General features: G+C 50.7%; 9 protein-coding genes. 8 read left to right on the top strand and 1 reads right to left on the bottom strand.

Going from position 1 to position 11,696, the window contains the following annotated elements:
- Nucleotides 1-449 precede the first annotated feature (449 nt).
- The 6 genes from C8E01_RS02990 to C8E01_RS02965 all read left to right on the top strand — a co-directional run bounded on the left by C8E01_RS02990 (nt 450) and on the right by C8E01_RS02965 (nt 7,615).
- Nucleotides 450-1,352, top strand: coding sequence for a hypothetical protein (locus tag C8E01_RS02990; protein WP_133242706.1), 903 nt, complete (start codon nt 450-452; stop codon nt 1,350-1,352).
- Nucleotides 1,353-1,470: 118 nt separating this feature from the next.
- On the top strand, nt 1,471-2,748 hold the full coding sequence (gene kynU, locus C8E01_RS02985) for a kynureninase (protein ID WP_116541839.1): 1,278 nt from the start codon (nt 1,471-1,473) through the stop codon (nt 2,746-2,748).
- A 215-nt stretch (nt 2,749-2,963) separates the two neighbouring features.
- The gene (locus tag C8E01_RS02980; RefSeq protein ID WP_116541838.1) at nt 2,964-4,433 is read left to right on the top strand and encodes a potassium/proton antiporter; all 1,470 of its coding nucleotides are present in this window, start codon (nt 2,964-2,966) and stop codon (nt 4,431-4,433) included.
- Nucleotides 4,434-4,499: 66 nt separating this feature from the next.
- Nucleotides 4,500-4,886: a hypothetical protein gene (locus tag C8E01_RS02975; protein WP_116541837.1), complete on the top strand. Its 387-nt coding sequence runs from the start codon at nt 4,500-4,502 to the stop codon at nt 4,884-4,886.
- Nucleotides 4,887-5,017: 131 nt separating this feature from the next.
- Nucleotides 5,018-6,343, top strand: coding sequence for a mechanosensitive ion channel family protein (locus C8E01_RS02970; RefSeq protein WP_116541885.1), 1,326 nt, complete (start codon nt 5,018-5,020; stop codon nt 6,341-6,343).
- 330 nt (nt 6,344-6,673) lie between these two features.
- Nucleotides 6,674-7,615, top strand: coding sequence for a mechanosensitive ion channel family protein (locus tag C8E01_RS02965; protein WP_116541836.1), 942 nt, complete (start codon nt 6,674-6,676; stop codon nt 7,613-7,615).
- Nucleotides 7,616-7,742: 127 nt separating this feature from the next.
- Here C8E01_RS02965 and C8E01_RS02960 read toward each other — a convergent pair whose 3' ends face one another.
- Nucleotides 7,743-9,131 (bottom strand): alanine/glycine:cation symporter family protein, encoded by a 1,389-nt coding sequence (locus C8E01_RS02960; protein ID WP_116541835.1) that lies wholly within the window; start codon nt 9,129-9,131, stop codon nt 7,743-7,745.
- Nucleotides 9,132-9,374: 243 nt separating this feature from the next.
- Here C8E01_RS02960 and C8E01_RS02955 point away from each other — a divergent pair, with 243 nt between their 5' ends.
- The gene (locus tag C8E01_RS02955) at nt 9,375-11,087 is read left to right on the top strand and encodes a cation:proton antiporter (protein ID WP_116541834.1); all 1,713 of its coding nucleotides are present in this window, start codon (nt 9,375-9,377) and stop codon (nt 11,085-11,087) included.
- Nucleotides 11,077-11,670: an alpha-ketoglutarate-dependent dioxygenase AlkB family protein gene (locus C8E01_RS02950; RefSeq protein ID WP_116541833.1), complete on the top strand. Its 594-nt coding sequence runs from the start codon at nt 11,077-11,079 to the stop codon at nt 11,668-11,670. Before C8E01_RS02955 ends, C8E01_RS02950 begins: the two co-directional genes overlap by 11 nt.
- The last annotated feature ends 26 nt before the right edge of the window (nt 11,671-11,696 follow it).

Here is an 11,696-nt window from a genome sequence, read left to right as displayed (position 1 = left end):
CCAGGAACTGGCGCTTGATCTTGTCCAGATCCAAGCCGGTGTTTTCTTCCATGTTTTTCTGTGTTAAAGGTAATACTCAATTAACCTTGACACAGTTGACATTACACCCTCTAATTTCCTTCCAATATCTGTTTTGGAGCGCCCCATCAATAAAGTCTTGTTTACGTGTATTTGGCGTGTCTTCTTTGTAACAAAAGATATGCGGTTTGTATAGTGCAAGTATTTGGGCTTTAGATTATATTACACCTGACAATTATAGCCTTCCCCTTCATATGAAATTCAAACTTCTATTTTTTCTTCTATGCTTTCCGGCGGCTCTGTATGCACAAATCCAAAGTCAAAAGGGCTCAATAACCCTTAAAAGTGGAGATAATTTAACAGGGTCTATCACTTATTTTTATGATCAGCCAAATGAAATACGCTTCTACAATGATCAGGGAGCCAGGGAGGTGTTTACTGCAGATCAGATATCGGAGATAAAGCTCGATAATGGAGAGAAGTTTGTGGCAAAACGCTATAAAACGAACTCCGGTAGTGCCTCTTTAGTGTTTAAGGTGTTGATCGAATCATCTAAGATTTCCCTTTACGTGAGAGAAGATAATACAACAGAATACTACTACGTATCCAAGGACGATGTGCTGTATAGACTTGAGAACAACAATGTGTACGAAACGCAGGGGAACAAGAAGTATATGCGGAAAGACCATAAGTATATCGGCACACTTAGCGCGATGATGTACGACCGCTTAGACATTGTGCAGCAGTTGGAGAAAACAAGTTTGAGGGAGAATAGCCTGACCAAGGTAATACAGGAATACAATCAGGGGGAGGTCGGCTACGAATGGCAAGGTGACAAGAAAGCTGCAAAAGAACCAAACTGGGTGTTCTTTACGCAGTATAGTCAGTATGGCCTCAGTAAGTCGAGCCCTATAGAAGCACATGGGTACGGGAATATGGCCGGTTTGCAGTATTACTTCTCCAAGCATAGCCGCCATTCTTTTAAGGCTTCCATGGATTACTCTTTCTTTCGGTTTGGCGAAGAGAAGGCTAATACGTTTGGTCTGGGACTACGCTACGAGATGGCGTTCAAGAAAGCAGAAAAATTCAGCGCTTACATGCTCGTTCACCTTATGGATATTGCCTATGTGTCCTTTAACCATCCAGAGGAGGGGTATAATGAGAATGGGGTCCTGCCTTTACTCCGATTTAGCCCCGGCATTGGACTAGAATCAAAACCATTGCCAAGAGTGGCGGTTTATGCAGAGATCAATAATCTTCTCATTATCGAACAATTACCAAGGTCCTTCAGTCTGGGCTTGAAGTATGACTTTGGTAAGACAAGCTGGAAATAACACAGAAGTTGCTGAGGCAAGTCTGCATAAACTTTGCACAGTTATTTTCTATCTTCGCGGGAGATTAACTGAGGGGCTAATGCTGCCAGTTTGATCATAAACTATCCGCACCAATAAAATGAACTACCAAAATAGCCTTGCCTTTGCGCAGGAACAAGATAACCTAGACCCGCTTAAGCATTTTAAAAACCGCTTTTACTTCCCACAGGTAAACGGGCAGGACGCCATTTACTTCTGTGGCAACTCGCTCGGTTTGCAGCCGAGGTCGGCGCAGATGTACATCGACAATGAGATGTATAAGTGGGCCAACTACGCCGTAGAGGGTCACTTCAAAGGCGAAGAGCCTTGGTTCAACTACCATAAGTTACTCACCGACGGCGCTGCCCGTATAGTGGGAGCCAGGCCGCAGGAGGTGGTGATTATGAACCAGCTTACCGTAAACCTGCACCTAATGCTGGTGTCGTTTTACAGACCCGAAGGCAAGCGCATCAAGATCATCATGGAGGGCGGGGCTTTCCCGTCGGACCAGTATGCGCTCGAGACGCAGGTGAAGTTCCATGGCTATACCCCGGAGGAGGCCATTGTGGAGCTGTTCCCGCGCGAGGGCGAGCATACCCTGCGCACCGAGGACATCCTGCAGAGCATTCGCGAGCACGGCGACGAACTGGCGCTCGTGCTGATGGGCGGCATTAACTACTACACTGGCCAGGTATACGACATGCAGGCCATCACCCAAATTGGGCACGAAGTGGGTGCTGTGGTGGGCTTCGACCTGGCGCATGCCGCCGGCAACGTGCCCATGCAGCTGCACGACTGGGATGTGGACTTTGCCGTGTGGTGTACTTACAAATACCTCAACTCCGGACCGGGCGGCACGTCGGGCGTGTTTGTGCACGAGCGCCACGCCAACAACCCGGATTTACCGCGCTTTGCCGGCTGGTGGGGGCACGACGCCAGCGTGCGCTTCCAGATGAAGAAAGGCTTTATACCGATGCCCGGCGCCGAAGGTTGGCAGCTAAGCAACGGACAGATACTTCCCTTTGCCCTGCACCGCGCGTCGCTGGAGCTATTCGACGAGGCAGGTATGGCCAACCTGCGTACCAAGAGCGAAAAGCTTACGGGTTATCTCGAGTTCCTGATCAATGATGTACAGGTGGGCAAGGATGTGCTCGAAATGATTACCCCACGCGACCCGCAGGCACGCGGCTGCCAGATATCGCTTCTCGTGAAACAAAATGCCCGTGAATTGTTCGACAAACTGATGGAGGCCGGCATTATCGTGGACTTCCGCGAACCGAGCGTGATTCGTGTGGCGCCAACACCGCTTTACAACAGCTTCGAGGAGGTATACCGCTTCTCCGAAATACTGCACACCTGCCTGGAAGGGCATAGCTAAATACAAGCATATCCTGCTGCCGGAAAGTGACTTTGTAACCACTCTCTACTGCTCAGAGTAATAAGTTACGCGAGAGCATGTGCTACTTTTGCGGCCCAATTCTGCAGTTCTGCACGCAGAAAGGAATTTTCGGGTGGTTTCAAAAAGATAAGATATGCTGAGGACAAGTAAGACAAATCCAGTTTGATAATATTTTGTATCCTTTAGGCTAATAAATGGGTGTTGCGTTTGAAGATATACTTTTAGCCTCCTCTATACTGCTCTTCATCAGTATTCTGATTAGTAAGAGCCTTGGCCGGTTTGGGGTGCCGGCACTGTTGCTGTTTCTTGCTGTAGGTATGTTGGCCGGGTCCGAAGGACTTGGTAAAATCTACTATAATGACCCCCAAACCGCACAGTCGCTCGGTACTGTAGCACTCACATTCATTCTTTTCTCCGGTGGTCTGGACACACGCTGGGAGAGCACGAAACCTGTTTTGTGGCGGGGCGTGGTTTTGGCCACCATCGGGGTTTTCATTACAGCCGTCACGCTTGGTGGCTTCGTATACCTTGTCACTGATTTTACCATCCTAGAAAGTCTGCTCCTGGGCTCCATTGTATCGTCTACCGATGCGGCGGCGGTGTTTTCGATTCTTCGTTCGAAAAACATTGCGCTCAAAAACAACCTGCGACCCACGCTGGAACTGGAGTCGGGTAGTAACGACCCGATGGCTTACTTCCTGACGATAAGCTTCACCTTTCTGATACTGAACCCAGAAGCGAGCATCTGGCAGCTTGTCCCGATGTTTTTCACGCAGATGAGCATTGGCGCTGTGTCAGGTATAGCCATGGGTCGGATTATGGTATGGGTGATTAACCGGATCAAGCTGGAGCAGGAAGGCCTATACCCGGCGCTGACCATGGCGATGGTGATTTTTACTTACGCCTTCACAAATCTGATTAACGGCAATGGGTTCCTGGCGGTATACGTGGCAGCAGTTATACTCGGTAACCGCAACTTTATCCACAAGCGCAGCCTTACCAAGTTTTACGATGGCGTGGCTTGGCTCATGCAGATCCTGATGTTCCTCACGCTGGGCTTGCTGGTATTCCCATCGCAAATGGTGCCCGTCCTGGGAGTGGGACTTCTGATTTCGCTATTCCTGATAATCGTGGCGCGTCCGCTGAGCGTGTTCCTGAGCCTGGCTTTCTTCAAGAACACGATCCAGGACAAGCTCTACGTATCGTGGGTGGGGTTGCGCGGTGCGGTGCCTATTGTGTTTGCCACCTACCCGATGCTGGCCGGTGTAGAGCGCTCCGGCATGATTTTCAACATCGTGTTCTTTATCGTGCTCACCTCTGTTATGCTGCAGGGGACCACCCTTGCAGTTGTGGCCGATTGGTTGAACCTGAGTGAGAAAGACAAAAAACTCAAAAAGCACCAGTTCGACCTAGAAATGGAGTACGACCTTAAAAATGAGCTCACCGAAATTGAAGTTCCGGAATCCAGTCCTGCTGTCGGCAAGACGCTGGTAGATCTTCGATTTCCCAGGGGAGCGTTGATTGTACTGATCAACCGGAACAAAAAGTTTGTGACACCAAACGGCGCCACCGTACTGGAACCCAATGACAAACTCTTTGTAATGACCGACAACGACGAGGAACTTGTTAGGATAAATGAACTGCTTGGCTACGAAGTGGATTAGGTAAATAGCACTGTAGTTGATGTTTAAACCGTATCTTAAGTGCAAAAGCCTTACTTTTGCAGGGCGATGGCATTTACCAGTAACATAACACGCTACCTTACCCTTCCGCTCATGTGGGTGATGCTGCTATGGGCGTTTACGCTGCCCGGCCATGAGCTGGCAGTGTACAGTTACCTGATAAAAGGCTCAGTGGCAGGTATAGCGTCGGGCCTGCCAACAGCAACAACCGAGCAAAACGATTCTTCTGTAAAGAAGCAAACCATCCAAGTTTTTGCTGATGCTACGCCTGTGTCAGGCATCATGCTGAGTCCGCAAAAAGCCTTCCGAGATTTCTTTTCACTGTTTCGCTTAACACCGGTTGAAAAAGATCAGCCTATCCGTAGGCAATACCTGCAAGTAGCTGTGTTGCTTGCCCATATCCTGCCGGTTTCTATCCTGCGGAACGCTCCCTAGGCACAAGCCTCCAAATCCTCAACTGGCCTGCGGGTATACACCCATGTCAGTAGTTCGCGTGCTTGCCTTCCCCAATCAGGCAGCAGCATTTCATTTACTTCCAAATCATTTTTAACCTTTCACCTTTTGCCATGAACACTACTTATTCGGATGATCAAATCAGTAGCTGGACATCTGACCAATTATTAAGCCTGGGTGTGCCCGAGCAGGCGGCCATGTACATCAACATGCTGGCCCTGATCACGGTTACAGCCCTTTTGGTATACCTGGCTGACTTCTTCTCCAGAAAGATCCTGGTAGGCACGCTGCATAAGTTTGCGGCAAAGTCCAGCACCAAACTGGTCGAGTACCTGGTGCGCAACAAAGTGATCGTATACCTGGCCCAAATTGCCCCGCTCATTATTGTGGTACAGGCCATACCGATCGTATTTGCTGATTTTCCAACATGGGTCTCACCGCTACTCAAGCTCACCGATATCTACCTGATTATGCTGTGGATCTGGGTGGCACGTGCCTTGCTGCGCACTAGTAAGGACTTCCTCAAAACCACCGAAACTTTTAAGGACAAACCGGTCGAGAGCTTTCTGCAGGTGCTCACTATTTTCCTGTACTTCGTAGCCGGTCTGCTCATATTCTCCACCCTCACCGGCAAAGACGCCTGGACCTTCATCACGGCAATGGGTGCGGCTTCGGCTATTCTGATGCTGGTTTTCAAAGATACCATCATGGGTTTTGTGGCCAGCATCCAGGTGTCGTCCAACGACATGGTGCGCATCGGCGATTGGGTAACCATGGAGAAGTATGGCGCCGACGGCGATGTGATCGAGATCAACCTGAACACGGTAAAAGTGCAGAACTTCGACAAAACCATCACCACTATACCTACTTACTACCTGATCTCGGACTCGTTCAAAAACTGGCGCGGCATGCAGCGATCGGGCGGCAGACGCATCAAGCGCTCCGTATACATCAAAATATCCAGTATCCGCTACCTGTCCGACGAGGAGGTGAGCCGCTTGAGTAAGATCCAGCTACTGAAAGACTACCTGCAGGAGCGGCAGCTTGAAATAGATCAGTTCAACGCCGCCAACGGAATCGACAAGAGCCTTTTGATTAATGGGCGCAGTCTGACCAATGTGGGGGTTTTCCGGCAGTACGTGGACGCTTACCTGAAGGCCCATCCGAAAACCCACAAAGGGATGACCATGATGGTGCGCCAGCTCGAGCCAACCACCACCGGTATGCCAATCGAACTATACCTGTTTGCCAATAGCATCGTCTGGACAGAGTACGAAGGAATCATGGCCGACATTTTTGACCACTTGCTGGCAGCAGTGAAATACTTTGACCTGGAGGTATTCGAAATGCCTGCGGCGGACGATGTGCGGAGTCTGCAGTTCAACCCGGTTGCCTCAGCTCCTATACGCTATCCAATGGCAGAGGCGATGCAGAACTAAGTGCATGAAGCTCATTTGTTGCTCAGTAGCTTAGTTGCAGAATAGGTAACATTCGAGAAATATGTCTGCTATGAATTTATGGAGGCAATTTTTTGATAATATTGCAAGGCTGGGAGCCTGTTGTCTGCAAACTTGCAGTTTGTCTGGTATGAAAGAGCAGGTCAGAAAAAACCAAAGGCCTGGTTATAGGTATAGAAAAGCATCGGGAGCGTATACACAGCACGAAGTTGATTCGGTGCTGGAAAAAGGCGACGCGGATAGTCCCTGGCGCTTGAGGCAACCGAAGGACTCAGCCTAAAAAGGGCAGAAGTTGACTAAAAATTAAGCTGCATGCGTAAGATCGAATTCTGGATAGAAGAGAATTTTCATCTGTCAACCCAGGTACAGGAAAACATCGTCAAGTCGCTGGTGGCACTGCTTGTGCTCTGGATTATCAGTAGGGTGCTGTTGCGGCTGGCCTCGCGTCAGCAAACCGACACGCGCAAGCTGTACCAGTGGAAGAAAACGACCAATTACGTGGTAACGGGGCTGGGCATTATCTTTCTGGCCAATATCTGGTTCGAAGGGTTCAAGTCCATCACCACGTTCCTGGGTATCTTCTCGGTAGGTCTGGTCGTGGTACTCCGCGACCCCATCCTGAACATGATGGGTTGGGTATTCCTTATCTGGAAGCGCCCTTTTAAAGTAGGCGACCGCATCAAAATAGGCCTCTACACCGGCGACGTCATCGACATTGGTTTCTTTCAGTTTACCCTTAACGAACTGGGCGAGTGGGTGGATTCTGAACAGGCGACGGGTCGCGTGGTCCATATCCCCAACAGCCAGGTTTTCACGCAGGGGCAGATCAACTACAACTACGGTTTCCCATTTCTGTGGCACGAGCTGCAGGTGCGCATTACCTTCGAGAGCAACTGGCAAAAAGCCAAGGGCACTTTACAGGACATTGCCTTGCGCCATTCCGAGCGGCTAAACGAAGAGCAGGAACAGCGCGTGCGCATCGAGGCCCAGCAGCACCTGATTTTTTACCGGAGCTTCGAGCCGAAGGTGTTCACCAAAGTAAGGGAGAATGGCATACAGCTCACGGTGCGCTACCTCTGTAACCTCAACGGCCGACGCGAAAGCGAAAACAAGATCTGGGAGGACGTACTGAAGGAGTTCCTCGCTTCTCCAGACATTCGTTTCGCCTACCCAACCACCCGCTTCTACAGCGCCGCCGAAGGACAGGAGAGTGAAATACAACATATGGAGAGTGGGAGAAGGGGAATGGAGTAAGGTATAGAATAGAACCAGCCAAAGTTGGTAACGTTTTGAAGTATAAAATGATGGAGCCAGCCCCCTTAAAGGGCTGGCTCCATCATTTTAATGCCGGGTGAGTGAAATATCAAGCTTTACTGCCCTTCTAAACTTTCTGCCCTTCCATTTTCTTAAACTCCTTCATCCTCTTAAAGTAGTCCCTTGCGGCAGCCATTACCTTCGGCGACAGCAGCAGCGCAGACACCATAGTAGGGATGGCCATAATGGCGAACAGGCCGTCGATGAGGGCGATGACGGCTGTGATGGTAGCCATGGCGCCAAACACGATAGTAACAACATAGAAGTAGTTGTAGAGGTGCTTGTACTTCGCGCCGAAGAGGTAGCTGAAGCACTTAGTACCGTAGTAGGAGTAGGAAAAAAGCGACGTGAAAGCGAAAATCAGGACGCACACCAACAGCACGTAGCTTCCGAAGCCTGGCATGGCATTGTTAAAAGCGGTAGCCGTGAGGGTTACGCCGCTGGCATCCGAAGTCTGCCACGTGCCCGTTATAATGATAGCCAAGCCCGTAAGCGTACACACGATGATGGTGTCGATGAAGGGGCCGAGCATGGCTACCAGGCCTTCGCGGATGGGCTCGTCAGTTTTGGCCGCGCCGTGCATCATGGAGGCTGTTCCTATACCTGCCTCGTTCGAGAAAGCCGCCCTGCGCGCACCTGCTATAATGATGGCCCCCACCGCACCGCCCAGCACGGTTTGGGCCGTGAATGCGTCTTTGAAAATAAGTGCGAAAGCTGCAGGAATAGCCGTATAGTTAACGAACATGATGTAGAACACCGCCAGCATGTAAAGGATGACCATACTTGGCACCATTTTGCCCGCCACGTGGCCAATGCGCTGTATCCCTCCGAAAATCACCAGAGAAGTGATGAACACAAGCCCGAGCCCTATAATGAGGTTAGTGTAAAACAGGTCGGCGGTAGTAAAGCCGTTAGGCACCAGGAACACTTCGCGGATTACCTGCGTGAGCTGGTTAGCCTGGAAAATGGGCAGCGTACCAAACATACCAGCTATGGCGAAGACCACAGCCAGCGGTTTCCATTTTTTGCCCAGACCTGTTTCAATTACGTACATGGGGCCGCCTTCGAGGTGCCCAACGCTGTCGCGGCCGCGGTACATCACGGCAAGTGTACAGGTAAAAAACTTGGTAGCCATGCCCACAAAGGCGCTCACCCACATCCAGAACAGTACGCCAGGCCCGCCAATGGCAATGGCCACGGCCACGCCACTGATATTGCCCATGCCTACTGTGGCCGCCAGCGTAGCCGACAGCGCCTCGTAGTGGTTTATGTCGCCAGGGTCGTTGGGGTCGTCGTATCTGCCGCGCAGCACATTTATGGTGTGGCGCAGGTAGCGGAAAGGCAGAAAGCCCGAGTAAAGCATAAAGTAAAGGCCCCCGCCCATCAGGAGTACCAGCAAAGGCATGCCCCAGGCGGCGTCGCTAAACGCTACAAAAAATTCTTCTAAAGTTTTCAATACAAGTGTGTGCTTAAGTAGAAAGCTACAAAGATACACCCAGAATGGCAACCGATTCCCCTTGACAAAGCACGCATTTTTTATGAAATTAAGATCCATTACCCCAGCAGCCTGTCTGCATACCTCGGCTAAAAGAGGCTGGTGAGGCCCCTTCAGGTATTTTCGTCAACAACCCTGACAGGTAAACTGATGTACTATATTTGGGGCGCAACATATGTGCAATCCTGAATTTAACCCACCTATATGAACCTTGGCGAACTGATTAGTGAACAATTTTACGAATTCGCCCTCATCATTTTCCTGGCTACCGTAGCCGGTGCCATTGGCCGCGTGCTGCGGCAGCCGCTTATCGTGTCTTTCATCGCGGTAGGCATTATCGTAGGGCCGTCGGTGCTCAATATCCTGAATTCTGAGCACGAGGTAGATCTGCTGGCCGAGATGGGCATCGCTATTCTATTGTTCGTGGTGGGGCTCAAGCTGGACGTGAACCTGATCAAGTCAACAGGTAAAGTAGCCTTGATGACCGGTCTCGGGCAGGTCATATTCACATCGTTCTTTGGCTTTGGGATTGCCATGGCCCTGGGGTTCGACTGGCTGGAGTCGCTCTACGTGGCGGTGGCACTTACTTTCTCAAGTACCATCATCATCGTAAAGCTGCTTTCTGACAAGAAGGAGATCGATATGCTGCACGGGCAGATCGCGCTTGGCTTCCTGATCGTGCAGGACATTGTGGTTGTTGTTGTGATGGTTGTGCTGTCGGCGCTCGGCGCGGAGTCGGAGCGATCGGTGGGGATGGACTTAATATATGTGTTCGGCAAAGGTATAGGTATGTTTGCGGTTGTGGCTGTGCTTACGAAGTACGTTATACCCAGGCTCACCAGGCAGCTGGCCGACTCGCAGGAACTGCTGGTGCTTTTCGCGATAGGCTGGGCCATACTACTGGCCGCTTTAGGCGATTTCCTGGGCTTCAGCAAGGAGGTAGGCGCCTTTCTGGCAGGTATATCGCTGGCCTCTACCCAGTACCGCGAGGTCATCAGCGGGCGTCTGACCAGCATTCGCGACTTTCTGCTGCTGTTCTTCTTCCTAAACCTCGGCTCTCAGTTAAACCTGAGCCTGATGGGAGGGCAGATTATGTCGTCAATTATCTTCTCCCTGTTCGTGCTGATTGGCAACCCCATCATTGTACTTATCATCATGGGCATCATGGGCTACCACAAGCGCACTTCTTTTAAGGCAGGACTTACAGTGGCGCAGATCAGCGAGTTCTCCCTGATCCTCATTAACATGGGTATGGGCGTGGGGCACATCGACGAAGGAACCCTGGGACTAGTGACGCTAGTAGGTCTGATTACAATCACGCTCTCCACTTACATGATCATGTTCTCGGACCAGTTGTACAGTATGCTTTCGCCAATGCTGGGTGTATTTGAAAAGAAGAAACCCACACAGTCTGAGGAACTGGACGCAGATGAAGAAAAAATAGATGTGCTTATTTTCGGCCTCGGTCGTTATGGGCAGCGCATTGCAGATGCCCTTGACGAGAAAGGACTAACCTATATCGGTGTCGATATCAATCCGGTTATTGTCAATGACTGGAAAGAGCGGGGGCTGAAAGCCATGTACTGCGATGCCGAAGATCCGGATTTGTCAGAGGTGTTGCCTATCAAAAAGGTCTCGAATGTGATCAGCACCATTTCGGAAGTAAATGTGAACATCGCTTTGATAAGGCTGCTGTGGCATCAGGAATTTTATGGCCAGATAGCCGTAACTGCCACCAGCGATAGGGCTGTAGCGGCACTGCAAGAGGCCGGTGCTCCCTTTATTCTGGAGCCTTATAAAGATTCTGCACATCATGTAGCTGACATGTTCAGCGAATATTTGCATAAAGGCGAAGAAGTGGTGCAGTTGGACAGCAACGTGAAGGGGGAAGGTATAGAACAACAGGATGAAAACTGACAAGCAGGGCTTCATACAGCTCGATATGCCAGAGGCGGAGGTATACTATGCTCCAAACTTTTTCAGCAAAGATGAAAGCAACCTATACCTGCAGCAGCTGACCGAGGAGGTAGCCTGGCAACAGGAGGAGATCAAAATGTTCGGCAAACAGCTGCCGCTGCCCCGGCTCACGGCCTGGTACGGCGACAAAGGCTATACCTACTCCGGCCTGTACAACGCGCCCCAGCCCTGGCTGCCCATACTGTTGGAATTGAAGAAGCGGATAGAGGCTGCGTCGGGCGACAGGTATAACAGTGTGCTCCTCAACTACTACCGCCACGGGCAGGACAGCATGGGCTGGCACGCCGACGACGAGAAATCGCTCGGGCCAGGTATAGCCTCTGTCAGTTTTGGCGGAGAGCGTGGCTTCGCCTTCCGGCACCGCAAACGCAAAGATTTGCCCACAGTCAAACTCACCTTGCAGCATGGCAGTCTGCTGTTGATGCAGGGCACCACGCAGCAACACTGGCACCATCAGTTGCCCAAAACAAGCCGCCCTATCGCACCCCGTATCAACCTGACTTTCCGTACTATTATGGGCTGAGGTATATTGCCGCCGAGTATTGCCTT

The sequence above is a fragment of the Pontibacter virosus genome (assembly GCF_003096355.1).
In the GTDB taxonomy this organism is placed as follows: Bacteria; Bacteroidota; Bacteroidia; order Cytophagales; family Hymenobacteraceae; genus Pontibacter; species Pontibacter virosus.
This window is presented reverse-complemented; position numbering and strand designations above follow the sequence as displayed.

Bases quoted from the DNA above. Each gene is read 5' to 3' on its own strand.
- C8E01_RS02970 (WP_116541885.1), top strand. From the start codon at position 5,018: ATGAACACTACTTATTCGGATGATCAAATCAGTAGCTGGACATCTGAC.
- C8E01_RS02955 (WP_116541834.1), top strand. From the start codon at position 9,375: ATGAACCTTGGCGAACTGATTAGTGAACAATTTTACGAATTCGCCCTC.
- C8E01_RS02980 (WP_116541838.1), top strand. From the start codon at position 2,964: ATGGGTGTTGCGTTTGAAGATATACTTTTAGCCTCCTCTATACTGCTC.
- C8E01_RS02965 (WP_116541836.1), top strand. From the start codon at position 6,674: ATGCGTAAGATCGAATTCTGGATAGAAGAGAATTTTCATCTGTCAACC.
- C8E01_RS02950 (WP_116541833.1), top strand. From the start codon at position 11,077: ATGAAAACTGACAAGCAGGGCTTCATACAGCTCGATATGCCAGAGGCG.
- C8E01_RS02975 (WP_116541837.1), top strand. From the start codon at position 4,500: ATGGCATTTACCAGTAACATAACACGCTACCTTACCCTTCCGCTCATG.
- kynU (WP_116541839.1), top strand. From the start codon at position 1,471: ATGAACTACCAAAATAGCCTTGCCTTTGCGCAGGAACAAGATAACCTA.